Source organism: Allomuricauda sp. R78024, assembly GCF_044596045.1.
Lineage (GTDB): Bacteria > Bacteroidota > Bacteroidia > Flavobacteriales > Flavobacteriaceae > Flagellimonas.
Genome location: NZ_CP138995.1, coordinates 2,793,298 through 2,820,119 on the forward strand (window position 1 = coordinate 2,793,298; position 26,822 = coordinate 2,820,119).

A 26,822-nucleotide genomic window follows, 5' to 3' on the forward strand; every position below is an offset into this window, starting at 1 on the left:
TATGAAATAGCTATGGAATCACTATCCTGCAAAACCATAATTAGGAGTAAAGTTTAGTTTTACTTTCTGGCCTCCTTTGGAAATGGATTCATATATCGCCTCCACAATCATCATATCCCGTTTTCCCATTTCACCAGGGACTCGATTGATTGTATTAAGCTGAATATGCTTTGCAAAGTCGTCCATTTGTAATTTTTGCTGGCTTTCTTGGGGGAAATTTAACTCGCCTTGGGAAGTCCTTCCTGCTAAGGGAATATAAGTACTAGCAGGGTCCAGTTCAAACCAACCTCTTTCACAGGAAGCAAAAAGTCTGTTGGCCCTTACATTGTGTGAAGTCATAATGTTTCCAACTGCACCGCTTTCAAATTCAAATTGGGCAGTAATTGTTTCGTCGGTATCTTTAAAATAGGATGGTCTTGTGCTATACTCTTGGGCTGCAACCGAAATTGGGTTTTCCCCTGTTCCATAAATAACGCTTTGGATTGCATAAACCCCCATATTCATTAATGCCCCGCCTCCAGATAATTTTTTGTTCAACCGCCATTGGTCAGGGTCGGACATGGAGCGGTACCCTGCATCTGCAGAAATATAGTTTATGGAACCGAAAGCTTTTTCTTTCACCAATCGCTTTACTTCTTGCGTATATGGTTCCGAATGCAATCGATATCCAATCCCCAGTTTGACGTTGTTTTCCTCACACGCTTGAATTATGGCATCGCATTCCTCCACGTTCATTGCCATTGGTTTTTCGCAAATGACATGCTTTCCCGCTTTGGCTGCCCTAATAGAAATATCTGCATGCATGCTATTTGGAAGCACTACATAGACCACATCAATAGCGTCATTTTTGACGATTTCATCAAAATTTTGATAGTTGTAAATATTCTCCTTTGGAATACCATATTTACTGGCCCAAACTTTTTCTTTTTCCGAGGTTCCTGTTACTATTCCCGCCAAATAACAATATTCTGTTTCTAATAATGCTGGTGCCAATTGATAAGTACTATAACTACCAAGACCTACCAACGCAATACCCAATTTCTTTTTATTTTGATTCGTTCCCATTGCACAGGCCATTGGTGCAGCCGCCATTAATGTAACCCCTCCTACTCCTTTGGTTAAGGTTGAGTTAAAATCCCTTCTAGAAATTTTTTTCACGACATCTGGTTTTAGTGACAAAAACTAAAGTTATAAATAAAAGGCTCTTAATGATAGGTTTCAGTCTAATTAGAATTGCTTTAATACAGAAAAATGTCATCCAAAATACTTAATTTTAATACCAGACTAATTTAACACGAAATGATAAAAAATCAACTTGCCTTTTGCATGTTATTATGCACCACAATTGCATTCTCCCAAAATAGAAAATTACCAATAGACACCACTGTTACCACCCAGCACAGTGTTACCATAAACGGTACAAGTCTTAATTACACAGCAACTACAGGAACCCAGCCTGTTTGGGATGACATGGGAGAGCCCATAGCTTCTCTTCATTATACGTACTACACTAGAAATAATGTAAAAAACAGGGCAGAGAGACCATTATTGATATCGTTTAATGGAGGTCCAGGTTCGGGATCCGTTTGGATGCACCTTGCATACACAGGCCCTAGAGTTCTTAAAATAGATGATGAAGGTTACCCAACCCAACCATATGGGGTGAAGCAAAACCCCTATTCTGTTTTGGACGTTACCGATATTGTTTATGTTAATCCAGCAAATACGGGATACTCCCGTACCATTCCTGAAACAGGCGACAAAGTTGACCGAGATAAGTTTTTTGGAATTAATGCTGATACCAAATACCTTGCGGAGTGGCTGAATACCTTTGTTACACGAAACAATCGCTGGAGGTCTCCTAAATACATTGTAGGGGAAAGCTATGGTGGAACTCGGGTAATGGGACTTTCTTTGGCTCTACAAAATCAACAATGGATGTACCTTAATGGGGTAATTATGGTTTCCCCTGCAGATTATAAGGTAATTCGAGTTGGTGGTCCAGTTTCAAGTGCATTAAACTTACCTTACTATACAGCAGCTGCGTGGCATCATAAAGTATTGCCTTCAGATTTACAAGGCAAAGATTTATTAGATGTTTTACCAGAATCTGAAGAATATACCGTCAACACTTTAATACCAGCAATAGCCAAAGGTGGTTTTATTTCTGATGCAGAACGTTCGGCCGTAGCTAAAAAAATGGCCTATTATTCCGGATTGAAGGAAAAGGATATACTCGATCATAATCTAAATGTTCCCACTCAATTTTTTTGGAAGAATTTATTGAAGGACAAAGGAGCTTATAATATAGGAAGGCTGGATAGCCGTTATTTAGGGATTGACAAGCAACTTTTTGGCGACAGTCCTGATTACTCAGCTGAGTTGACTTCATGGTTACATAGCTTCACTCCTGCTATTAACTATTATCTACAAGAAGAGTTAAAATTTAAAACGGACATCAAGTATAATATGTTTGGCCCAGTGCATCCGTGGAATAACGAAGATGATAATACCAGAGACAACCTTCGTCAAGCAATGGCCCAAAACCCCTATTTGAATGTTTTGGTTCAATCTGGGTATTATGATGGGGCAACAACTTATTTTAATGCTAAGTACACTATGTGGCAGGTAGACCCCAGTGGACGAATGAAAGATCGTTTTGAGTTTAAAGGCTATCGTTCTGGCCATATGATGTACCTAAGACGTGAAGATTTGCAAAAAGCCAATGACGATATAAGATCCTTTATTCTTAGGACTATGACAAAAGGAAAAAGTGCTAAATACTAATAACTAAAGAATATGAAACAGTATGTAATCTTCTGCTTAATGATGGTTTTTGCCATGCAAGTTGGCGTATCACAAGAAGTTCCACCAAAAGAATGGCAGATAAAAACAGCATTATTGGCCGTGCCAGCCGACTATAAGGATGGAGCAAAGGTATATGGATATGATGCCAATGGAAATTTTACCACCTTAAGAGAAGGTGACAATGATTATATAGCACTAGCTAATGACCCAAAAAAAGAAAAATTTTCCACAGCGGCATATCATAAAGACTTGGATCCTTTTATGGCAAGAGGTAGAGAGTTAAAAGCCCAAGGGAAGGAATTTAAAGAAATTTTTGATATCCGAGAGGAGGAAGTGAAATCTGGTAAACTAAAGATGCCAGATAAGGCAACGCTATGCGTATTTACTGGAGAGGTTAGCGCTTATTCGCAAGAAATTGAAAATGGCTATGTTCGTTATGTTTTTTATATTCCTTTTGCTACAGGAGAATCTACTGGACTGCCAACAACACCTACCCCTCCAGGTCATGCATGGTTGATGGATCCTGGAACGCACAGAGCACATATTATGATTACGCCTCCAAAGAAAAAGTAAAATGCGCCTTTTAATAGTAATATACCTTTTATCAACCCTATATATGAGTGCTCAAGATTGGCCGAATCTGACCAAATATCAAAAAGCGAATAGTGAGTTGACTGAGCCTTCTTCTGATGAAAAAAGAGTTGTCTTTATGGGCAATTCCATCACCGAAGGCTGGTCCATGGCTAACCCCAATTTTTTTTCTGACACGGCTTATGTAAATCGCGGTATTGGCGGACAAACCACTCCTCAAATGTTACTGCGATTTCGGCAGGACGTAATTAACCTAAATCCCAAGGTAGTGCTCATTCTTGCGGGCACTAACGATATTGCGGGAAACACTGGCCCAATGACCCTTGAACAAATTAGGGACAATATCCTTTCTATGGTTGAATTGGCAGAAATAAGTGGTATCTGCCCAATTATTTGTTCCGTTTTACCTGCTTACGATTATTCGTGGCGCCCAGGTTTAAATCCAAACACCAAAATACCAAAACTTAATACAATACTCAAAAGAGTAGCCGAAGAAAAAGGTATCATCTATCTTGATTATTTTACTGCAATGGCAGATCAAAGAAACGGACTTCCAAAAGACTTGGCTGAAGATGGGGTTCATCCCACAAAGAAAGGATATGACATCATGGAAGTTCTAGCGACTAAAGCTATCAAAGAAGCGTTAGCTAAATAAAGAACAACTAAACTTACTGTGAAAATGAACTGGTTTTTACCATGGGGTATCCACTAAGGTGCTAGATATGTTAGCCTTCAAAGATGTAGCAAAGAAAGTTAAAGGCATAATCTAAAAAGTTGAAAAAAAGAGCATTTAAAAAAATCGTTTTGTTGATACTGCTATCATCAATCGCATGTTCTAAGAACGATGAAGGGGTGTCACCTGTTGACCCAAAACCAGGTCAAGACGTAGTGTTCCTTCCGGTTGTAGTTCACGTGATTCATTTTGGCGAAGCCATAGGAGAAGGTCCAAACCTTTCGGATGAAAGAATACAGCGTCAAATTGGGATATTGAACGAGGATTTTAGACGTAAGCAAGGAACAAGAGGCTTTAATAATCATCCGGCAAGTGAAGATTCAAAAATTGAATTTATTTTGGCCAAGCAAACCACTGATGGAGTATCCACGAATGGTATTAATAGAATAAACGCTGATCAAGTTACCATACCAGATTTGGGTTATAACCAGAACCATTATGCGCAGTATGATTATTGGCCGCCAGATCAATTCGTCAATATATGGATAACTCCCTTACCAGAGTCCGCCATGTGTCTGGCTTTAGGAGAAGCCACCGGACCGGATACTGAGCTCCCTGGCAGTGAATTCTTAGCTTTGCCAGGACCTAACGATGCAGAAGGAATACTTGTAAATTGGATGCATTTTGGAGAATCCGATATTGATTGTCATGCAAAATATGGTCGAACGTTAACACACGAGATGGGGCACTATTTAGGATTGCTCCATACTTGGGGCAACAGGGACTGTGAATCAAATGATTATTGCGATGACACACCGGCAGTTGATGAGCCGGTTTACGGTCGAACAACCTTTATGGGTTGCAATAATGAAACTGTATTGATTGAGAATTATATGAACTATACGGAGGACGATGTAATGAACATGTTCACAAAAGATCAAATAGCTAGAATGCACTATGTATTAAAAAATCATACAGGTCGAAAAGCATTAATTAATAGTGTTGGCCTTAGTAATCCCTAAAAAATGTCTCATTCCAATCCAAATAAGTGGCACAAAAAACCATTGACAGATCATTCACAACTAAGCGATAAAGAATTTGAAGCTTTGTTTGAAAAAGGAGACCTACCTCCTTCTCTCTTTAGTCATGAAGCACATCTAAGATTGGCCTGGCTTTACATTAAAAAATATGGCCAAGAAAAAGCGGCTGAAAAAACATGTGAAGAAATAAAACAGTTTGACCGTTTACATGGGAAAGGAGATAAATTCAATACCACTGTTTCTGTTGCTGCCATCAAAATGGTACATCATTTTATAAAAAAATCAGAATCCAATGATTTTTATACGTTTATAAATAAATTCCCAAGGTTAAAGACAGGTTTTAAAGAGCTGTTACATCAACATTATGGCCTGGATATCTTTTCAAATAAAGAAGCCAAAACCAGTTTTATAGAACCCGATTTGCTGCCTTTTGATTAATTTGCAAAATGCAAGACCCTAGGGTAAGTATTCTAATTCCCTTTAAAAATACAGCGCACTTTCTTTCAGAATGCCTAGACTCCATTTTAGAGCAAACGTATTCTAATTGGGAGGTATTGGCAGTCAACGATCATTCTGAGGATGGGAGTTTAGATTTACTCACTGTTTATGCTCAAAAGGATTCGAGAATCAAGGTTTTCAACCATGAAAATCATGGCATCATCACTGCCCTGAGAACTGCTTATAAGAATAGCTCGGGAGATTTTATAACACGAATGGACTCCGATGACATCATGAAACCCAATCGGCTTGAGGTTATGGTAAAATCCTTGATTGAAAATGGAAAAGGACATGTAGCGATTGGAAAAGTAAAATACTTTTCAGAAAGGGGAATCAGCAATGGATATGAGCGTTATGAGGCGTGGTTAAATGAGTTAACTGAAGTTGGAGAGAATTACAATGAGATTTACAAAGAATGCGTAATCCCTTCACCTTGTTGGATGACATATAAAAAAGACCTTGATACCAGCGGTGCATTCGAGCCGGACAGGTACCCTGAGGATTACGACCTTACCTTTCGATTTTATGAAAAAGGATTGAAGGTTATTCCTTGTAATGAAATTTTACACCTTTGGCGAGATTATGATAGCAGAACTTCCCGTACCAGCGAACATTATGCCCAAAATTATTTTTTGGAAATAAAGCTTTACTATTTTTTGAGACTGGATTATGACAAAAACCGCCCATTAGTACTTTGGGGTGCAGGATTTAAGGGAAAAACCATTGCAAAAAGTCTTTTGGAAAATGAAATTGATTTTATCTGGCTATGTGATAACCCACAAAAGATTGGAAAAAACATCTATGGTAAAGAGTTGGTACATTTTAAAACCCTGAAGGATATAGAAAGCCCTCAAAGTATTATTTCTGTTGCCAATGAACAGGCCCAAAAAGAAATTAAGGGCTTTTTCAAAGGCATAAATCAACAGTCCATGCATGACTATTTTTTCTTTTGCTAGGACAACATCAATTCATGCGTAAATAAATTACCAAAGTCTTAACAACATAAATTCTAAGTCAAAATTGTTTTAATCCCTATATTTGTTCAATCAAAGTTGGGAATGCAATTTAAACATCCAGAAATCCTTTGGGCCCTCGTACTTCTTTTAATTCCCATTTTAATTCATCTTTTTCAATTACGCCGTTTTAAGAAGACTCCTTTTACCAATGTAGCTATGCTACAAAAAGTAGTTTCTGAATCCAGAAAAAGTAATACACTAAAAAAATGGTTGCTATTGCTCACCAGACTGTTGTTATTTGGTGCCTTAGTAGTTGCTTTTGCTCAGCCTTTTTCTGCAAAAAAGACGGCTTTACAGCAAAAGGAAACCGTAGTTTATTTAGATGATTCTTTTAGTATGCAAGCGAAAAGTAATGGCCTTTCATTGATGGAAAAATCTATTCAGGATTTAATAAAAAATATTGACCCTGAAAGTACTTTTAGTCTCTTTACAAATGAGAGAACTTATAAAAACGTTACCATCAAGGATATTCAAAACAACCTGCTATCACTTCCCTATTCACATAAACAATTAAGTCTTGAAGAAATACAACTAAAAGCTGGAACCTTATTTTCCAATACTGACAATACATCCAAGGATTTAGTTTTCATTTCAGATTTTCAGACAAGAATGGGAACATTGACCAACGATTTGGACTCAATCATCAATACCTACTACGTCCCTGTACGCCCAAAAGAAGCTCAAAATGTTGCCATTGACTCTGTCTATTTGGAAAACAGTACAACAGAGCAATCTAAACTTACGGTATTGTTGTCAGGAGAGTTAAATGATGAAAACTTGCCCATATCCTTGTACGATGGTGAAATCTTGATTGCCAAAAGTTCTGCTGATTTTAAAGCAAATGGAACAGCCGAAGTTGAGTTTTCAATTCCTTCAAACAAGGAATTAAATGGGCACTTGCGTATTGTGGACAATAGTTTGAGGTATGACAATCAATTCTTTTTCAATATTAATAAGAAAGAAAAAATAAAGGTTTTGGCCATTAGCGATTCAGATAGTGGTTATTTGGAACGCCTATTTACTCAAGACGAATTTATTTACAATAAGTACCTATTGAATCAGTTGGACTACAGTGTTTTGGACCAACAAAATGTTGTGATTCTGGATAATTTGAAAGTTATTCCCAACAGTTTACAAAAAGTACTTCGTACTTTCAAAGAGGACGGAGGAACATTGATCATAATTCCCTCAATAGAAAGCGATTTGACTTCTTATAACCAGTTTTTATCTGGTTTCTTTGCTACTCAGTTTGTTGAAAACCTGAACGTAAATAAGAAAATAACCACTATTTCTTTCCAACATCCATTGTACAAGAATGTTTTTGAAAAAGAAGTGTACAATTTTCAATATCCCAACGTAAAACAATTTTTTAAAATTCAATCTAGAGCGCCTAAAATACTTTCTTTAGAAGGGAATGAAGCCTTTTTGTCAGGTACTGATGGGTTTTACTTTTTCTCTACTTCTTTAGAAATTCAAAACTCAAATTTTAAGAATTCACCTTTAATCGTGCCCACTTTCTACAATATGGCAGCATTCAGTTTAAAAGCGGCTGATGCATACCATACTCTTGGAAGAACAAATACAATTGATATCCCCATAGGTTTGGGTAATGATAACATATTAAATGTGTCAAAAGAAGGCTATGAGTTTATTCCTTTACAGCAGACATTTCCAAATAAAGTAAGATTGACTTTTGGGGACACCCCTACTGTTGACGGTATTTTCAGCATCAATAATGAAGGTGAACCCTTTAAAAATATAAGCTTTAACTACCCTAGAAATGAGAGCAATTTGAGTTATTTAGATATTGACACTATTGAAAATAAAAACACACAAGATTCCATTACTTCCCTTTTTGAGTTTTTGGAAGCGGAAAGCAGTATTACCGCTTATTGGAAATGGTTTGTTATTTTAGCACTGCTTCTAGCCCTTGTGGAAGTAATTATTCAAAAATTTGTTACATGAACATTCTGCTGAAGTCTGCAAAAATAGTATGTCCAGAAAACAAGGCACTGCATTTAAAAAAGCGGGACATACTTATAAAAAAAGGAATAATTGAAAAGATTGCTGCATCTATTGATACACCCTCCGGGGTTAAAACAATTGAGCGTAAAAATCTTCATGTTTCCTTAGGTTGGTTTGATACGAGTGTAAGTTTTGGAGAACCCGGCTTTGAAGAAAGGGAAACCATAGAAAATGGTCTTGGTGTTGCAAGCAGCAGTGGTTTTACGGATATTATATTGAATCCGAATACAAATCCATTACCAGATTCAAGTTCAGATATTGTTTTTTTGAAAGAAAGAGCAAATGGAAATAGTACAAACTTGTATCCCTTAGGGAGCCTTACCGTTAATTCTGAAGGAAAAGACTTGGCAGAACTCTTTGATATGAAGAATTCGGGAGCGGTAGCTTTCTATGACTTTAAAAGACAGATTTCTAACCCAAACCTTTTAAAGATTGCACTGCTATATGCTCAAAATTTTGATGGGCTTGTGTATTCTTATCCGCAAGACGGACAAATAAAAGGAAAAGGTATCGTGCATGAAGGACATGTTTCCACGATGTTGGGGCTAAAAGGAATACCGGCCATGGCAGAAGAACTACAGATAGCCAGGGACTTGTTTATTTTGGAATACACAGGTGGAAAACTGCATATACCCACGATTTCAACAGCAAATTCTGTAAAACTTATTGCCAATGCTAAAAAGAATGGCTTAGATATAAGTTGTAGTGTGGCTATCCATAATTTGATCTATACCGATGAAAATTTAAAAGAGTTTGACACAAATTATAAAGTAATGCCTCCCTTGCGAACCAAATCTGATTGTAAGGCACTCATCAAAGGGTTGAAAGATGGAGTGATTGATTTTGTAACCTCGGACCACATACCAATTGATATTGAAGATAAAAGAGTGGAATTTGATAATGCAGCTGCTGGAACCATAGGATTAGAATCTGCATTTGGAAGTTTGATCCAAATTTTTGACTTGGAAGATACCATTGCCCTTTTAACTAAAGGCCGAGAACGTTTTGAACTGGAAACCCCAACTTTTAAAGAGGGCACAAAAGCTTGCGTAACTTTGTTTGAGGTTGATTCTGACACTATTTTTAGTATGGACAATATTCACTCCATCTCTAAAAACAGTATGTTTTTGGGTTCTCCATTAAAGGGTCGGGCATACGGCGTAATCAATAACAATCAAATCTTAATCTAATATTTTGAGCGAGGCTAATTCAGGAAAAACCGCTGCAATAATAGGATATATAACAATCGTGGGATGTCTTATTGCAATTACAATGAACATGGAACCTAAAAATTCTTTTGCTCGTTTTCATATACGTCAAGCATTTGGAATTCATGTGTTTTTTCATGCGTTGGCCATTGTATTTACCTTTATGGGTGTAGTCTATGCCCCTTTTGTCCTCTATATTCTTTACTTGATACTTTTGGTGTCTGGATTTGTACAGGCATCAAATGCAAAAACCAAACCGCTGCCTTTTTTAGGCGACCATTTTCAAAAATGGTTTACCTTTATTGCATAATTTAGATAGATGTCCCCCACCCCATTATCTTTAGAGTACCTACTTCGTCCTTCATCCATCAAATCGGGTAAAATCCCTGCATGTTTTATGTTTCATGGTTATGGTAGCAATGAAGAAGATTTGTTCTCATTTGCCCCTGAGCTCCCCGAAGAATTGTTAGTGATTTCAGTCAGGGCACCTTATGACCTTGAGCCTTTTGGACATGCTTGGTATGCCATTAATTTTGATGCTGAATATGGAAAGTGGAGTGATGATGAGCAAGCAAAAGTATCTAGGGATAAAATAGTTTCCTTTATTGATGAGGCTTGTGATGCTTATAATTTAGATAAAGAAAACATTACGTTATTGGGTTTCAGCCAAGGAACAATTCTTAGCTACTCCGTTGCACTGTCCTTTCCTGAAAAAATAAAAAATGTAGTTGCTCTTAGTGGATACATCAATAAAGGTATTTTATTGGATGGTTATGAAACTAAAAATCATAGTTCTTTGAATATTTATGCCTCTCATGGTCAAGTTGATCAAGTAATTCCTTTGGAATGGGCACAAAAAACTCCGGATTTTCTTAAAGCTCTAAATATTAATCATAAATATGAGGAGTTTCCCATAGGTCATGGGGTCTCACAACAAAACTTTTATTCATTTAAAGAATGGTTGGTTAAGCACATTTAGTTGCTTCGGGCATAAAGCAAGTGATCCATTAAAATAAAATCTACTCCCAAATCATCTTTAAGCTCATATTTAATCACCAAATCTCCCCAGTATTTGCCATCGGAAAAATCAGCTAGAATCCATTTGTGATTCAATATTTTGATTTTATTGATTTTAAAATCATTTTCCATGCCTTCATATGGCACCAAAGGATTATTTCCTTTTTTTTCATTGGTTTCCAGTAGTTTATCTTCAATGTAACGGGCGGGGTTCTTTAAATTCAGGTGGTCATAGTACGCCAATGCATCATCATTGTTCTCTAATGAGAAATATTGAATATCCAGTATTTTCAATTGAGATTGTTGAAGGGAATCTTTTAACTCAGTAACTTCTTTCTTTAAGTCACCAATATCTTCGTTAACAGCTTTTTCAAAATTGCCTGTACTTATAAATTGGTACAGGACTATTAAGGCGGCAAATACAAAAAGGTAAAGGAAAATCTTGTTTTTCATTATTCTTAAATCTTCAATTGTAAATTATCGTAAGCCAAAAATATATTCTTTGGAAGTTTTTTCTGCACTTCTTCATGAAAGCCCAACATATGGCTAATATGAGTGAAATAAGTTTTTTCTGCCCCTACCATTTGTGCAAAGGCAATTGCTTCTTGTAAATTAAAATGTGAGTGATGAGGCTCCTCTCGAAGCGCGTTGACCACCAGCACCTTTGCTCCCATCATTTTTTTAATTTCTGCTTCTTCAACACTTTTCACGTCTGTTAAGTAAACAAAATCACCAAAACGGTACCCAAACACTTGAAGACGGTTGTGAAAGGCTTCAATAGGTATTACTTCCAAGTCTTCTAGTTGAATAGACTCATTATTGACAACCTTGGTAACTTTTACGGCAGGTGCTCCAGGATATCTATTTTCATCAGCAAAAATATAATCAAATCTTCTGTTAAGTGAGCTAATTACTCTTTCGTGTGCATAAATGGGGATATCACCTTGCCGAAAGAAAAAAGGTCTAATATCATCTATTCCCGCGGTATGGTCTGCGTGTTCATGGGTAAACAGAATACCATTCAATTTGGTTACCGAATTTGTCAACATTTGCTGTCTAAAATCTGGTCCGCAATCAATTACGTAATTAAAGTTTCTCCATGAAATCAGTACAGAAACCCTTAGTCTTTTATCTCTTGGATCCTTGCTCAAACATACTGGATGATCACTTCCAATTACAGGAATTCCTTGAGAGGTTCCTGTTCCTAAAAAAGTAATGGTCATCATATCATCCATTAAAATCAAAATTATAACTTATTTATTTAATAGATTGGATGAAGAGTGTAACTTTGCTCATATAAAATACTGGTTATGTCCACTGCAACAAGCAACCAAAATCCTTTTGAAAATATTCCTTCGACAAAGGCAAAAACACTAAGAATCAATTTAAATCCCAATATCTACGGAACTTTTGCCGAAATAGGTGCCGGTCAAGAGACCGCAAGGCAATTTTTTAGAGCCGGGGGTGCATCTGGAACTATTGCAAAAGCTATGAGTGCCTATGATAAATCTTTTAGTGATGCAATATATGGTGTTGAAGAAGATGGCCGGTATGTGACACAGGCACGCTTAAAACGTATGTTGGCTCATGAAATGCAATTGGTGGAAGAGCGAATTAGCCGCGAAAACAACCCTGATTATCTTTTCTTTTCTTTTGCCAATACCGTGGCAACCATTGATTTCTCAAAACGATATAAAGGACATGGTTGGATTGGTATCCGGTTTCAATTGGATCCAAAACAAAAAGAATTTGATGAGATTGTTTTACATATCCGCTTTAAACAAACCGAAGCAAGATTACAGCAAGAGACATTGGGTACCTTGGGTGTTAACCTTATTTATGGGGCATTCTTTAAAAACCACAAACCAAAGAAGTTATTAAAATATCTGTACGATCATATTGATAAGGATACCATAGAAATTGATATGGTCAATTTTACTGGGCCTCATTTTAAAGAAGTTGACAATAGATTAATGAGTCTACAGCTTATTAGAAATGACATGACAGATGCCGTAATGTTTGGACCTGATGGAAATAACTTGTTACCGGCTTCAGTACTTTATAAAAAGAACATTTTAGCCTTAAGAGGTAGTTTTAGGCCAGTTACCAAGGTAAACATGGACATGTTCCAAAAATCGTATGACATTTTTATACGGGAACAAACCGTGGAATATGAAAATACCATTGTAGTTTTTGAAATTACCCTCTCTAATCTTAAAGCATCTGGAGAAATTGATGAACAAGACTTTATGGACCGTGCAGAGCTTTTAAGCTCATTAGGACATACCGTGCTGATCTCCAAATTTCAGGAATATTACAAACTTGTAGAATACTTTAATAATTATACCAAAGCTAAAATTGGACTTACCATGGGAGTTAACAATTTGGTTGACGTTTTTGATGAAAAGTACTATCGTGATTTAAGTGGTGGTATTCTAGAAGCTTTTGGAAAGTTATTCTTTAAGGATTTGAAGGTGTACTTATACCCCATGAAGGATGTTGCTACTGGGCAAATCATGACCAGTAACAATGTGAAGGTACACCCGAGAATGAAGGAACTTTACAAGTTCTTTAAATATAATGGGAAGGTAATGGACATTATAGATTATGATCCAGATATCATGGATATTTTCTCAAGAGAGGTATTAAAGCGAATTACTACTGGCGAGGACGGATGGGAAGAAATGCTTCCAGAAGGTATCGCAGAAATGATTAAAGAAAAACAGCTTTTTACCAGAAAGTTATTACCAGAAAAAGCCTAGAAATCATCTTTGTAATAACAAAAAACAGCACTTTCCAAATGTGGAGGTGCTGTTTTTTAAGTATAGTTAGTGTTTAGTTTAAAAGTTGTGCGGCGTGATCTTTCGTCTTTACTTTTTCTATCACCCTTTCAATTACTCCCTCTCCATCAATGACAAAAGTGGTTCTATGCAATCCGTCATATTCCCTCCCCATAAATTTCTTAGGACCCCATACACCAAAGGTTTCTATTACCGTATGGTCTTCATCTGCCAATAATGGGTACTGAAAAGCATATTTATCTCTAAAATTTGTTTGTTTTTTCTGAGAATCTTCGCTGACCCCTAAAATTTCATATCCTTGTTCCTGCAAAAGTTTGTAATTATCCCTCAAATTACAGGCCTCAGCAGTGCAACCTGGAGTATTTGCGCGGGGATAGAAAAAAACCACCAATTTCTTTCCTTTATAATCTCTAAGATTAATAGTGTTTCCATCTTGGTCTTTTGAAGAAAATTCAGGTACTTTATCACCCACTTTTAGCATGTTCATATGTATTCAATCTTTAATTTATTGTTTAATATATTTTTTATAAAGTTAAACAAAAATGAATAAACTTGACAAAATTAATTTCACGATTAAAACGTTGGATGAACTTTATCCAACAATCCCAATACCTTTAGACCATAAAGACCCATATACATTATTGGTTGCTGTGCTCCTATCTGCACAAAGCACAGACGTACGCGTAAATAAAATCACTCCTCTACTATTTGAAAGGGCTGACAATCCGTATGATATGGTAAAACTTACTGTTGATGAAATACGTGAGATTATTAGACCAGTAGGCCTCTCCCCTATGAAATCTAAAGGCATTCATGGGTTATCGCAGATTCTGATTGAAAAGTATGATGGAGAAGTACCACAAGAAATTGAACTATTGGAAGAATTTCCAGCTGTTGGGCATAAAACTGCCAGCGTAGTGGTTTCTCAAGCATTTGGAATTCCGGCCTTTCCGGTAGATACCCATATCCATAGACTTATGTATCGCTGGGGGTTCACCAATGGTAAAAATGTGATACAGACTGAAAAAGATGCCAAGCGATTATTTCCCAAAGAAATCTGGAATAAATTGCATCTTCAAATAATTTGGTATGGCCGGGAATATTCTCCAGCAAGAGGATGGGACATTGACAAAGACATCATTACAAAGACAATTGGGCGAAAAACAGTGCTTGATGAATACTATAAAACCAAAAAGAGCCGCTAATTGCGGCTCTTTTTGGTCTTTTTTTGAAGTTGTTAATTCAACGTTACTTCAAATTTGTGTTTTTTGTAATCAACTACTTGAATCGATTTAGAGTAGCTCAGCAAGAAATCAATTGTTTCTCGTCTAGCTTTTACCGATTTAACGGCTTTTTGTTCTTCAGAGTAAATGTTTTCCATATTCTAGCATTAATGTTACAATTAGATAACGCCGCTAAAATGGAAATATTGCTATGTTCGACCTAATGCAGATTAATTCGTTAAAACGATATTATTGCGCTCAACTATCTTTCTTAGGTTGATTAGAGCATATCGCATTCTTCCTAAAGCTGTATTGATGCTCACTCCTGTATTCTCGGATATTTCCTTAAAACTCATATCCTTATAGATTCGCATCATCAAAACTTCTTTTTGATCTTCAGGTAATTCATCAATCAAAAACGTTAAATCGCTATCAATTTGATCTTTGATGATTTGTTTCTCAGCATTTAGCTTTTCATCTCTTATAACAGAGAAGATGTTGAAATCATCACTACCCTCAAACTTGGGCATTCTTTTATTCTTACGGAAGTGGTCAATGATAAGGTTGTGTGCAATACGCATTACCCATGGTAAAAATTTACCTTCTTCACTATAAGAACCTCTCTTAAGTGTTTTAATTACCTTAATAAAAGTATCTTGAAAGATGTCCTCTGCAACATCTCTGTCCATTACTTTAGAATAAATAAAACTGGAAATTCTTTGGTTATGCCTGTTGATTAAGACTTCAAGAGCCTTTTCTTCACCAGCAATGTAATTCTTTACTAATATCGAGTCTTCAATCTGTAGTTCCATACAAATTACTTTTTGGTTAAAATTAGGAGCCTCCCTTCTGTTAAGAAAGACTTTAGTTATTAGCTTAATTTTAAAAAAGTAATTATTTCTGTATAGGCCTATCAGGTTTTTAATTACACATCAAATATAGATAAACAGTGTGCCCAGTAAAAAACAATGTTGTGATTTGGGCATTTTTAGATGTTAACTGATACAATATACGTATTAAGTGTGGTGTAGCGTATCTTTGAAACGCAAATTTTAACATATGACCCTTATCAAGAACGTGGATCCCAAGCGTAATATTATTATTAAAGGTGCTAAACTTCACAATTTAAAGAATATAGATGTTGTAATTCCTAGAAATAAGCTGGTAGTGATTACTGGGCTTTCAGGTTCTGGCAAATCTAGCCTTGCTTTTGATACGCTATATGCCGAAGGTCAAAGACGCTATGTAGAGAGTCTTTCTTCGTATGCAAGACAATTTTTAGGAAAACTGGACAAACCCAAAGTAGACTATATAAAAGGTATTGCTCCTGCCATAGCCATAGAGCAAAAAGTTAATTCTACAAATCCAAGATCAACAGTAGGGACTACAACAGAAATCTACGATTACTTAAAATTACTATATGCCCGTATTGGTAAGACCATATCCCCAGTTTCTGGCAAAGAGGTCAAAAAAAATACGGTTACAGATGTTATCAATTACATAAAACCTTTAGAATTGGGCACCAAGCTATTACTCTTGGCGCCTATTACTATTAAGGATGAACGAGACCCAATAAAGTCTTTAGAGCTTTTCTCTAAACAAGGGTATGCGCGTATTAAATATAAAGGAGACGTTTTACGAATAGATAATGCTCCAGCAACTATTGGCAGAAACTTTGATTTGGTTGTGGACAGGGTCATTGTAAAAGATGATGAAGATTTTTACAATCGTTTGGGCAATGCAGTGGACAACGCATTCTTTGAAGGAAATGGTAAATGTATCATTGAAAGCTTAGAAAGTGGCGAAACCAAAACCTTCAGCAATCAATTTGAATTGGATGGAATAAAATTTTTAGAACCCAACGTACACCTCTTTAGTTTCAATAACCCTTATGGAGCTTGTCCCAAATGTGAAGGTTATGGAGATGTAATAGGTATTGATGAAGATTTGGTCATTCCAAATACGGCCTTGTCAGTTTTTGAAAACGGAGTTTTCCCTTGGCGAGGAGAAAGTATGGGATGGTACAGAGACCAGTTAGTAAATGCCGCTTACAAGTTTGATTTTCCAATTCACAAACCTTGGTTTGAATTAACTGAGAAACAAAAACAATTGGTGTGGGACGGTAATGAACACTTTATAGGTATACATGCATTTTTTCAACAACTAGAAGAAAAAAGCTATAAAATTCAGAATAGAGTAATGCTTTCCCGTTACCGTGGAAAGACCAAATGTTCAGTTTGTAAAGGGAAACGATTGCGAGAAGAAACCAACTATGTAAAAGTAGGCGGGTATTCTATTTCGGATTTAATTGAATTGCCGATAAAAAAGTTGACTCCATTTTTTGAAGAATTACAACTTTCTGAGCATGACAATACCATAGCTAAAAGATTACTAAAAGAAATCACCACCCGATTGGATTTCTTGAGCAAAGTAGGATTAAGTTATCTAACGTTAAATCGAAAATCGAACACACTATCTGGCGGAGAAAGCCAACGTATCAATTTGGCCACTTCTTTGGGCAGCAGTTTGGTGGGGTCCATGTATATTTTAGACGAACCCAGCATTGGTTTGCACCCAAAAGATACCGAAAACCTAATTGAAGTATTGTTGTCCCTTCGAGATTTGGGAAACACTGTTATTGTGGTTGAGCATGACGAAGATATCATGAAAGCCGCTGATGAAGTTATAGATATAGGTCCAGAGGCGGGAACCTTAGGTGGTGAAGTTGTTGCTACAGGTAGCCTGGACCAAATTCTGACATCCAATTCCCTAACAGCAGATTACTTAAATGGTACCAGGGAAATCAAAGTGCCTTCAGAACGTAGAAACTCCAAGCATTACATTCAAATAAAGGGAGCAAGAGAAAACAACCTTAAAAACATAGACGCTACCTTTCCTTTAAATGTACTTACCGTGGTAACGGGAGTTTCCGGTAGTGGAAAAAGTACTTTGGTCAAAAAAATATTATACCCCACTATTTTAAAAGAAGTAGGTGGTTACGGTGAAAAAGCCGGTCAGTTTACTAAAGTAGAAGGCAAATACAGTCATATAAAACATGTAGAGTTTGTAGATCAGAATCCAATCGGTCGTTCTTCTCGATCTAATCCGGTTACCTATATAAAGGCCTATGACGATATCCGTAATCTTTTCTCTTCGCAAAGGTTGAGTAAATTAAGAGGGTATCAACCCAAGCACTTTTCATTTAATGTAGATGGAGGACGTTGCGAAAAATGTAAGGGAGAAGGTGAGATTACAGTAGAAATGCAATTTATGGCGGACGTGCATTTGGAATGTGATGTCTGTTCTGGTAAACGTTTCAAAAAAGAAATTCTTGAAGTTCAGTTTGAAGGTAAAAGTATTGATGACATCTTAAACTTGACAATTGATGAAGCCATTGAACACTTTAAAACCCATAAACAAGACAAGATTGTAAACAAGTTACAACCATTGCAGGATGTAGGTTTAGGCTATGTTACTTTAGGGCAATCCTCCTCTACCCTTTCTGGTGGCGAAGCACAACGTATTAAATTGGCTTCCTTTCTAGTAAAGGGAAATACCAAGGAAAAAGCATTGTTCATTTTTGATGAACCTACCACGGGACTACATTTTCACGACATAAAAAAACTGCTGAAATCTTTTGATGAACTTATAGCCAAAGGACATTCCGTTATTGTGATAGAGCATAATATTGAATTGATAAAATGTGCTGACTATATTATTGACCTTGGTCCAGATGGTGGTGAAAATGGAGGCTATTTACTAGCCGAGGGAACTCCAGAAGAGTTGGTTCAAAATAAAAATTCACATACTGCAAAGTACTTGTCAGAAAAACTATAACATATATAATGTTCTGATAACTATTTTCAATACGATATGCCAGAAGAAATAAATCCTTTGTTAACGTTTATTCTCGATACTGTTGCCATCCCAAAAAGTGAGGCACAGGAAATTGTGGCCAGTTTTCAACATAAGAAATTGAACAAAGGTGAATTTCTAGTAAGGGAAAATCAAATAAGCGATGACTACTTCTATTTAGAAAAAGGTTTGATGCGCACATTTTTATATGATTTGGAGGGCCATGAAATAACAACCGATTTTTTTGTTGAAAACAATATTGTCTTTGATGTTACTTGTTTTTTCAATCGTGTTCGTTCAGAAGTTAATGTTCAAGCAGTTACAGAATGCACTGGCTATCGAATTTCTTACGAAGAACTCAATGCCCTTTTTCATAATAAACATGCTTTTCGTGATTTTGGCCGTGCCGTCCTGGTGAAGGGTTTTATTGCTTCCAAAAAAAGAAGTTATGCCATGATCAACAAAACGGCGGAAGAGCGATATCGAGGATTATTGACTACTAATCCCAAGATTTTGAAATATGCTCAATTAAAACATATTGCCTCATATCTTGGAGTAACAGATAGCACGTTGAGCAGACTTAGAAGAAATCTGCAGTAATATTATTTCTTGCCTTTTGTCAAGTAATATTTATAAGGTTCAATGGAAATTTGTCATATAAACTTTATACAAATGGCAGAATCATCAATGTATCTATCCATAGGGTTTGTGCTGACCACCCTAATTACACTTTGGTTTCTTTTCAAAGCATCAAAGAACATAAAAGTGATAGTGGGTATTACCATCTGGATGATAATCACGGGCATACTTGGAATTTCCGGGTTTTACAGAAATGTAGAAGCTTTTCCGCCACGGTTTGTTTTTTTAATTGGTCCGGCAATCTTATTTATTCTAGCCGTTTTTCTGTTGCAGGATGGACGTAAGTTTGTGGATGGTTTGGATTTAAAATGGTTAACACTGCTTCATATGGTTAGAGTTCCTGTTGAGTTTGTCTTGCTTGCCATCTTTTTAGATGGATTGATTCCCGAACTCATGACTTTTGAAGGCTACAATTACGATATACTCTCAGGAATTACGGCTCCTATTATTTATTATTTGTTTTTTGTAAAAGGTTGGATTGGCAAAAAAGGCCTGTTACTTTGGAACATTGTCTGTTTATTGCTCTTATTAAACATCCTTACTATAGCCATTTTTAGCGCTCAAACTCCTTTCCAAAAATTGGCGTTTGACCAACCCAATATAGGTGTAGCGTATTTCCCATTTGTATGGTTGCCAGCTGTAATTGTACCTATCGTATTGTTTTCCCATTTGGCAAGTATTAGGCAATTATTGGTGATTCTTCCCAAAAAACTTTAAAGAATAAAAGGTTGACCTAGCTCTATGTCAAATGGGCATCAAACCAAACTCTCCTTTCATGAAATTCACCATCATCAATCTTAGAATTAAGTCTGCAAATAAAAATATCTAAATCATTTTTAAAATAAATACCTAATAATCAATTAGTTAGATTTAATTATTTTTTTTTGGCACGCTGTTTGGTATTTACTTGTCGGGATGTGAATAATTGCATTCGGAATTTAAAACCTTATAGTATGAAACATTTAGTACTCATTTTTGCAGCGGTTCTTTTAGGTACTCCAAGTATCAAAGCTACCACCATGGAAGATAAGGTTGCCATCAGCAATGCTTATAGATACGGAAACTCTTTCATTTTTGTAGAAAATGGAATTACGTTTTCTGTATATCCCGATGGAGAATTTGATTTTTATATAGACAATCAAGTAAATGTTGGTGTCAATGCCCGTGTTGGGAATGTTGGTTTAACATTTAACTCAGGATATAACTACAACCCTTTTGTTCAATATGATGATTACGGTTCTGTAGTACAAGTAGAAAACATCCCTGTTTATTATGACCATTACGGACGTGTATCACAAATAGGTAGTATTGATGTATGGTACAGAAACGGTCGTGTACGTAGACTTGGTGGATTGAACGTTTTTTACAATGGTGGTGTATTTAGTCACCATACTGGATATATCAATATCTATAACAGACATTATGTGTACAGACCTTTTCATAGGTATTTTGCAAGACCGGCAGTATCGTTTTGTAATGTTTATAACAGACCATATAGAAGGTACTACAACCCTGTAAGATATACGTATTACAGACCTTACAGAAACAACTATAGAAGATCTTATGCATCTTATGGTAAAACATATAGAAACGATAGAAGGCATAGAAGAGACAATATCTATAGAAATGACAGAAGAGTTTCGCAACGAAACAATAGTGTAAGAAGAAATGATAATTATGGTAGAACCAATAGATCTGTAAATCGTAACGATTATAGATCGGATACCAGAAGAGTGAGTGGAAATACTACCACAAGAAGGTCTGTTGATCAAGGTAACTATAGAAAAGGAAATGCTGTAAGCCGTTCTAATAACAGTGTAAAAAGAAATACTGGCACTAGTAGAACAGTAAAACAGAGTGAGTATAGAAGAGGAAATGTTGCCTCAAGAAGCAATAATAACAGCAGAACGGTTACACAAAGACAAGTGACGCGAAAGCCGAACAGTAGAACTGTAACCAAACGAGAAGTAACCACAAGCCCAAGAAGCAAAACGGTTACCCGCAGTACAACTAATACTTATAAAAGGCCACAGGCTAGAAAAAATACAAGCAGGTCGGTTGCAAGTAGAAGTAGTGCACCAAAAAGGACTGTATCCAGAAGTACTAAGACAACAGTAAAAAGAAGTTCTGGTAATACAAGTTCAAAAAGAAGTAGTAATTCAGGCACTAGAGCAAGAAGCTCACGAAGAGTGCAATAAAGATAGTTTTTAGGTTGGTTAGTTGTTTACCCCGTAGTTGGATTTATCCGCTACGGGGTTTTTCTTTTCAGCCATTTGGAAAGTACCCCTGAAACATCCTCTGAAATTTCAAAACGATATAAAATACCAAGGTACATCAACACAATTAGTGCAGATTTTAAAATGATATTTATGATGGGGTGAAACGGAAACTGCAAAAGATGAAATAATATACCCAATAACATCAGTGTAGCAAAAACTTTAAATGTAGCTCCCGTAAAAGGTAAGAAACCAAATTTTAGCTTTACAAAAACAAGCTTTACTAAATTAAATATGAATATGGAAATAAAACTGGCCAGTGCAGCACCTTCCAGTCCAAGCTTAGGAATAAGCAGAAGATTAAGAAGTATGGTAAGCAAGGCAAGACAGATACCAAAAATAAGTACCGTTTTATAGTATTTTGAATTGAATAAAATAGAATTATTATTCCCTAACATAGAATCGAACACCTTTGCCAAACCAATCAAAAAAACAATGGCAAATCCATTTCTGTAAGATTCTGGAAGTAGTTGGTATAAGTCTTCCAAATTGAGAATAATCAATACAAATAATATTCCTGAAGCAATAAACAAGGTCAAGGAAGTTTTTTTATACAAGGTTTCCAGTCCAAAAAGATTGCCCGAGTTCAACAATTCAGCGGTTAAAGGATAGGTAATTTGGTGCATTGCCCTGGAAGGCACAATAATTACCGTAGCAATGTAAACCGCCACCCCGTAGTAAGCCACATTTTCAATTTTAATAAACTGATTCAGCATCACCTTGTCTATTTCCAATAAAATCAAAGCCGCAGAACCGCCTAGAATAATCAAAAAAGTATAAACAAGTATCTCCTTGGTGTTAGAAGGGAAACTAAAATTAAACTTCGGGAAACGAATGCTGTAAGCATATAGTTTGATAATGGCAGTTCTTAAAAGATAAAGACCAACCAAACATTTAAAGAAAAGGTCCAAAGAGATTACATCAAAGTATAGCAGCAATAGTAATATAGAAACCCCAATACGTCCAAACACCTCTTTCATGAAGTTGCCAAAAACCGACTTTAAATGTACTTTACACCAAGAGAAGAATACTTCAAAATATGCCATGGATAGCGCTACCAAAAAAACATACCAGACATAATCTTTCACCATGGGGTTTACCTGTGAAATCAGAGCCCCTAACTGTTCTTGAAATAAAAAGGTGATAATGCCCAAAGGCAAAATACCAAGTAACGGTATTAACAACATCAAAGTCAAGAAACCATCTTTTTCAGAATTTTGATAATTACTATAAAACTTCACCATGGTATTGTGCACGCCAAATGCCATTAACGGCATTAAAATAGCGCCAGAGGCCAATATAAAAGTAACCAAGCCAAAATATTCATCAGGCAAAATCTTAGTGTAGAGAAACAATGTATTTATCGCTCCAAAAACAAACCCCAAATAGGTGATGCTAATGTTTTTTAAAGACTGCTTTAAGACGATTCCCATTGAATGAAATTTGCCAGTGCTTTGGTAAGTTCTTTTCTGTGGTACTTTTCAATTCCTTTAGAATTAAAATGCAACGCTCCCTTTTCATATTTATCAAACCAGTTTAAAAGTACATTTTTTAAAACAGTCTTATCACTTTGATTGCATATCTCCCCGGAACCGGTTTCTTCAACAATTTTTCCTGCTTCCCATCCTTTAGGACCCACCGCTAAAATGGGGCGTTTGGCATTTAAATACTCAAACAGTTTTCCAGGGATTATCCCTTTAGTTTCTTCTGAATCAATTTCTAACAATAAAAGAACTTGTGACTTTTGCTGTATTTCCAATACTTTTTCATGAGAGAGATAACCTAAGTGCTGTACATACGAATCCAATCCATTAGAGCTAATAGATTCTACGACCTCTTCCCCTACTACGCCCGTCAATTTAATTTTTAGCTGGTTTTTAAAAGCTACATTTTCTTCAATCAATTCTTTTAATGCTTTCCACAATGCAATTGGGTTTCTCCCTGTGAGCAAAGAACCAACATGGGAAATAGTAAAATCAGCATCCAGTGTAATCGGATCAAGAGTTTCATCAAACCCATTGGTAATGACCTCAATTGGCTTATTTGTAATTTGTTCAAACTCCGTTTTTGTAATGATACTGGTAACTACAATTTTATCGCAACCAACAAGTACCGCTCTTTCCAACGCTTTATGTTTTTTTTCAGAAGATTTTGATAACCGCAATTTCTTATGATAGCCAATAGAAGTCCAAGGATCCCTAAAATCAGTGATCCATTGTATTTCCTCTTGTTGCTTTAAACCAAGTCCAATTAAATGTAAACTATGAGGAGGTCCTGAAGTGATAATCGTCTTAATCCCTTCCTTTTCAATAACCCCTGAAAGATATTTTATAGATGGTTTTACCCAAAATTTACGAGCGTCGGGAATAAATAGATTTCCCCTGATCCAAAGCAAAGTTCTCTCTACAATAGATGGTTTCTTTTCTTGAATAATACCAGAACTAATAGTTTTGGTCTTTTTTTTAGATAACAAAGAAGCCCATGCATAAGGCTCTTTTATAGGCTGTTTTAATATTTGAATACCTTCTGGAATTTCATTGACCAAGTTTTCATCTATAATGGGGTAACTTGGGTTTTGGGGAATATATACAATGGGTTCAATATTAAAATCCCTTAAGTATTTTACAAATTTTAGCCATCGCTGTACTCCCGGTCCACCAGCTGGTGGCCAATAGTATGTTATGACCAAGATTTTACGCATTAAGACTTGGTTTTTGATTTCTTAGGCCGAAGTGAAAATCCAAGGCCCCCAACAATAATGAGTCCAAGTAAAATAGAACTGCCCAAGGCAATTTTACTTCCTGTTTGAATGATTTCAGGTTCAAATTTAAACTCAATCTCATGCTCACCTGCTGGCACTTTAATTCCACGCAGTGCATAATTTATCTTATAATGCGGCGCGGCTTTTCCATCAACAAAGGCATTCCAACCAGATGGATAATGCATCTCAGAAAACACAGCAAAACCATCGTTGGTATTTGCTGATTGATACTTGATATAGTTAGGTCGATAATCCAATAGCTGTATTGATGCAGTTGAGTCAACAACATAATTGGATTTTGTTACTGTTGGATATGTATTGGTATTGATTACCGCTTGCTTTTTAGATTCAAACCCCTTTAATCCTTGGATTTCATCATTTGCAGATTTAACAAATTTTAATTGCTCCACAAACCATGCATTTCCATTGGTATTATCATTAACGGCCGGAAAACTATTCCCTTCTTCGTCCTGTTGAATGATATATTTTACATTCAACATATTCAATACCTCAATATTGTTTTGGTACAAATGGTGTTCAAACAAATCTTGAAGTTGTCTAGGTTTTGCTGCATGGTACCCTCCAACCGAATTATGAAAATAAGAGGTCCTAGCGCCATTTAACCCTTCTTGTGGATCAAAAACTCGAAACACAGAATTGTCCTGTTTAATCAGTTCGTCTATTTGATTGGCCTGAAACGGTGTATTGACGTTTCTTTGGCGAACAAAATCATCGTTGTTTACATAACGTAGGCTCACTCCTATCAAATCAAACAAAATCAATGCTCCCAAAACCAGTGTAACTAGGTTTTTGCCAAGTTTTTCCTTTATAAAAAGCCATAAAGCAACAGCGGTCAGCAAAACAAAAATCAAAGATCTAATCGTGTCACTTACATAAACGGCTTCTCTATCCCTATGAATCATGGTCATTAACTCATCTCCAAAGTAGCCTCTATACGTTTCATCCCGTAAGCCATCAAAATCAAAAAAGCCTTTCAGTAAAAATATGAATACACCCAAGCCTAAGGTTATAAAGAAACTAAGTTTGAGTGCAGTCAGTTTTTTTGTTGCTTTTACGTTTGATTTAAAAAGTTCTCTTACTCCTAAAATACCAAGAACTGGAAGGCACAACTCCAAAACGACTTGGATAGACGATACTGCTCGGAATTTATTGTATAGCGGAAAATAGTCAATCATAAAATTTGTCAACGCCGGGAAATTTTTCCCCCAAGACAATAACAAGGCTAAAATAGCACCTGTCAATAACCACCATTTCTTCTTGCCTTTAACCATAAACAAGCCGAGTACAAACAAAAAGAATATTATAGCACCCACATATGCAGGTCCTGCCACTATTGGCTGGTTCCCCCAGTATAATGGCATACCTCCTGAAAATTCAAGTGCCTTTGTTGGAGAAAGACCTTGTCCAGTCAAATATTCATAAGCCTTGGATTTTTTTCCTAAATCTTCATTTCCAGAACCCCCAAATAATCGCGGAGAAAATAAGTTTAATGACTCCGCTATGCCATAACTATATTGTGTAATGTATTCTTTATCAAGACCGCTCTCAATTTCCTTTGAACTACCGTCAGGTTTTATAGTCAACTCAGATTTTCCACGGGTACTCCAATCTGCATATTCTTTAGTGGCCATAAGACCTGTCGCATTTGTAGCTATGGATAATGCGACCGCTGCAATCAAAATTCCAACCGAAACAAAATAGTGTTTTAACTTTTTGTCCTTTATGGCATAAATCAGATGAACTAACCCCAGGACTAGAACCAACAGCATAAAATAATAGGTCATCTGGTAATGGTTGGCATTAATTTCCAATGCCATCGCTAAAGCAGTAAGGATAAAGCCCAATAAATACTTCTTTCTAAAAACAAGCACAATTCCGCCTAAAACCATAGGAATGTAGCCCAGCGCATGTGCCTTTGCATTGTGCCCCACACCAAGAATAATAATGAGATATGTGGAAAAGCCGAAAGCCAAGGCACCCAAGACCGCTAATCGGTATTCAACCTTTAGACAGAGCATTAGAACATAAAATCCTATCAAATACAAAAACAGATAATCCGCCGGTCTTGGTAAAAACCGAATCAGTCTGTCTAATTTCTTGATATAATCATGTGGGTAATTGGCTCCTAACTGATATGTGGGCATCCCGCCAAAAGCACTATTGGTCCAATAAGATTCCTCCCCCGTCAATTCCTTGTAGTCATTTCGCTCCTTGGACATACCTTTGTACTGGGCAATGTCCGATTGAAAAATCGCTTTGCCCTGAAGCACCGGGTAAAAGTATACTAGTGAGGCTAAAATGAATAAAGCAATTACACAAATATTGGTGATAACGGCTTTTGGAGAAAGGTTCATGGATTGATTTTGAAAA

General features: G+C 36.3%; 24 protein-coding genes. 15 read left to right on the plus strand and 9 right to left on the minus strand.

The features are described from left to right. Positions 1-21 precede the first annotated feature (21 nt). On the minus strand, positions 22-1,158 hold the full coding sequence (locus SJY44_RS12615; protein ID WP_396589990.1) for a Gfo/Idh/MocA family protein: 1,137 nt from the start codon (positions 1,156-1,158) through the stop codon (positions 22-24). Between the two features lie 141 nt (positions 1,159-1,299). On the opposite strand from SJY44_RS12615, the gene SJY44_RS12620 reads away from it, so the two are divergent. The 10 genes from SJY44_RS12620 to SJY44_RS12665 all read left to right on the plus strand — a co-directional run bounded on the left by SJY44_RS12620 (position 1,300) and on the right by SJY44_RS12665 (position 10,838). Then, positions 1,300-2,787: a S10 family peptidase gene (locus SJY44_RS12620; protein ID WP_396589991.1), complete on the plus strand. Its 1,488-nt coding sequence runs from the start codon at positions 1,300-1,302 to the stop codon at positions 2,785-2,787. A gap of 12 nt (positions 2,788-2,799) precedes the next feature. Further along, positions 2,800-3,381 carry a hypothetical protein gene (locus SJY44_RS12625; protein ID WP_298926943.1) on the plus strand — a complete coding sequence of 194 codons (582 nt, stop codon included), beginning with the start codon at positions 2,800-2,802 and terminating at the stop codon, positions 3,379-3,381. A gap of 43 nt (positions 3,382-3,424) precedes the next feature. Further along, positions 3,425-4,054: an SGNH/GDSL hydrolase family protein gene (locus tag SJY44_RS12630; protein ID WP_396589992.1), complete on the plus strand. Its 630-nt coding sequence runs from the start codon at positions 3,425-3,427 to the stop codon at positions 4,052-4,054. A 119-nt stretch (positions 4,055-4,173) separates the two neighbouring features. Beyond that, the gene (locus SJY44_RS12635; protein ID WP_396589993.1) at positions 4,174-5,094 is read left to right on the plus strand and encodes a M43 family zinc metalloprotease; all 921 of its coding nucleotides are present in this window, start codon (positions 4,174-4,176) and stop codon (positions 5,092-5,094) included. A gap of 3 nt (positions 5,095-5,097) precedes the next feature. Beyond that, entirely contained in the window at positions 5,098-5,550 is a 453-nt protein-coding gene (locus SJY44_RS12640) for a hypothetical protein (RefSeq protein WP_396589994.1), read from the plus strand. Positions 5,551-5,558: 8 nt separating this feature from the next. Beyond that, positions 5,559-6,566 (plus strand): glycosyltransferase, encoded by a 1,008-nt coding sequence (locus SJY44_RS12645; RefSeq protein WP_396589995.1) that lies wholly within the window; start codon positions 5,559-5,561, stop codon positions 6,564-6,566. Between the two features lie 102 nt (positions 6,567-6,668). Continuing rightward, positions 6,669-8,591: a BatA domain-containing protein gene (locus tag SJY44_RS12650; protein WP_396589996.1), complete on the plus strand. Its 1,923-nt coding sequence runs from the start codon at positions 6,669-6,671 to the stop codon at positions 8,589-8,591. Continuing rightward, positions 8,588-9,841 (plus strand): dihydroorotase family protein, encoded by a 1,254-nt coding sequence (locus SJY44_RS12655; RefSeq protein ID WP_396589997.1) that lies wholly within the window; start codon positions 8,588-8,590, stop codon positions 9,839-9,841. The genes SJY44_RS12650 and SJY44_RS12655 overlap by 4 nt, the downstream gene beginning before the upstream one ends. A 4-nt stretch (positions 9,842-9,845) precedes the next feature. Beyond that, a complete protein-coding gene (locus SJY44_RS12660) occupies positions 9,846-10,169 on the plus strand; it encodes a hypothetical protein (protein WP_396589998.1) in 324 nt (107 codons plus the stop codon). Between the two features lie 9 nt (positions 10,170-10,178). Continuing rightward, positions 10,179-10,838, plus strand: coding sequence for an alpha/beta hydrolase (locus SJY44_RS12665; RefSeq protein ID WP_396589999.1), 660 nt, complete (start codon positions 10,179-10,181; stop codon positions 10,836-10,838). On the opposite strand, the gene SJY44_RS12670 is transcribed toward SJY44_RS12665, so the two are convergent. Continuing rightward, on the minus strand, positions 10,835-11,329 hold the full coding sequence (locus tag SJY44_RS12670) for a hydrolase (RefSeq protein ID WP_396590000.1): 495 nt from the start codon (positions 11,327-11,329) through the stop codon (positions 10,835-10,837). The two genes, SJY44_RS12665 and SJY44_RS12670, sit on opposite strands and share 4 nt — an antisense overlap. A 5-nt stretch (positions 11,330-11,334) precedes the next feature. After that, on the minus strand, positions 11,335-12,099 hold the full coding sequence (locus tag SJY44_RS12675; RefSeq protein WP_298927818.1) for an MBL fold metallo-hydrolase: 765 nt from the start codon (positions 12,097-12,099) through the stop codon (positions 11,335-11,337). An 87-nt stretch (positions 12,100-12,186) separates the two neighbouring features. On the opposite strand from SJY44_RS12675, the gene SJY44_RS12680 reads away from it, so the two are divergent. Continuing rightward, positions 12,187-13,638: a TonB-dependent receptor gene (locus tag SJY44_RS12680; protein WP_298926968.1), complete on the plus strand. Its 1,452-nt coding sequence runs from the start codon at positions 12,187-12,189 to the stop codon at positions 13,636-13,638. Between the two features lie 73 nt (positions 13,639-13,711). On the opposite strand, the gene bcp is transcribed toward SJY44_RS12680, so the two are convergent. Next, the gene (bcp, locus tag SJY44_RS12685; protein WP_396590001.1) at positions 13,712-14,164 is read right to left on the minus strand and encodes a thioredoxin-dependent thiol peroxidase; all 453 of its coding nucleotides are present in this window, start codon (positions 14,162-14,164) and stop codon (positions 13,712-13,714) included. Positions 14,165-14,219: 55 nt separating this feature from the next. Here bcp and nth point away from each other — a divergent pair, with 55 nt between their 5' ends. Beyond that, complete coding sequence (gene nth / locus SJY44_RS12690) at positions 14,220-14,882, plus strand: endonuclease III domain-containing protein (protein WP_396590002.1); 663 nt, start codon at positions 14,220-14,222, stop codon at positions 14,880-14,882. 248 nt (positions 14,883-15,130) lie between these two features. Here nth and SJY44_RS12695 read toward each other — a convergent pair whose 3' ends face one another. After that, positions 15,131-15,712, minus strand: a complete 582-nt coding sequence (locus SJY44_RS12695) for a sigma-70 family RNA polymerase sigma factor (RefSeq protein ID WP_298926975.1) — start codon at positions 15,710-15,712, stop codon at positions 15,131-15,133. Between the two features lie 247 nt (positions 15,713-15,959). On the opposite strand from SJY44_RS12695, the gene uvrA reads away from it, so the two are divergent. Further along, the gene (uvrA, locus tag SJY44_RS12700) at positions 15,960-18,737 is read left to right on the plus strand and encodes an excinuclease ABC subunit UvrA (protein WP_396590003.1); all 2,778 of its coding nucleotides are present in this window, start codon (positions 15,960-15,962) and stop codon (positions 18,735-18,737) included. Between the two features lie 36 nt (positions 18,738-18,773). Further along, complete coding sequence (locus SJY44_RS12705; protein WP_396590004.1) at positions 18,774-19,355, plus strand: Crp/Fnr family transcriptional regulator; 582 nt, start codon at positions 18,774-18,776, stop codon at positions 19,353-19,355. Positions 19,356-19,839: 484 nt separating this feature from the next. Here SJY44_RS12705 and SJY44_RS12710 read toward each other — a convergent pair whose 3' ends face one another. Further along, positions 19,840-19,923 carry a hypothetical protein gene (locus SJY44_RS12710; RefSeq protein ID WP_396592092.1) on the minus strand — a complete coding sequence of 28 codons (84 nt, stop codon included), beginning with the start codon at positions 19,921-19,923 and terminating at the stop codon, positions 19,840-19,842. 424 nt (positions 19,924-20,347) lie between these two features. Between SJY44_RS12710 and SJY44_RS12715 the strand changes: the two genes are divergently transcribed. Continuing rightward, positions 20,348-21,592, plus strand: a complete 1,245-nt coding sequence (locus tag SJY44_RS12715) for a hypothetical protein (RefSeq protein WP_396590005.1) — start codon at positions 20,348-20,350, stop codon at positions 21,590-21,592. Positions 21,593-21,642: 50 nt separating this feature from the next. On the opposite strand, the gene SJY44_RS12720 is transcribed toward SJY44_RS12715, so the two are convergent. From SJY44_RS12720 to SJY44_RS12730, 3 genes are read right to left on the minus strand one after another with little or no spacing between them, the layout of a single operon-like run. Then, positions 21,643-23,103 carry a lipopolysaccharide biosynthesis protein gene (locus SJY44_RS12720; protein WP_396590006.1) on the minus strand — a complete coding sequence of 487 codons (1,461 nt, stop codon included), beginning with the start codon at positions 23,101-23,103 and terminating at the stop codon, positions 21,643-21,645. After that, on the minus strand, positions 23,088-24,371 hold the full coding sequence (locus SJY44_RS12725) for a glycosyl transferase family 1 (protein WP_396590007.1): 1,284 nt from the start codon (positions 24,369-24,371) through the stop codon (positions 23,088-23,090). The genes SJY44_RS12720 and SJY44_RS12725 overlap by 16 nt, the downstream gene beginning before the upstream one ends. After that, the gene (locus tag SJY44_RS12730) at positions 24,371-26,806 is read right to left on the minus strand and encodes a YfhO family protein (protein ID WP_396590008.1); all 2,436 of its coding nucleotides are present in this window, start codon (positions 26,804-26,806) and stop codon (positions 24,371-24,373) included. The genes SJY44_RS12725 and SJY44_RS12730 overlap by 1 nt, the downstream gene beginning before the upstream one ends. Between the last annotated feature and the right edge of the window lie 16 nt (positions 26,807-26,822).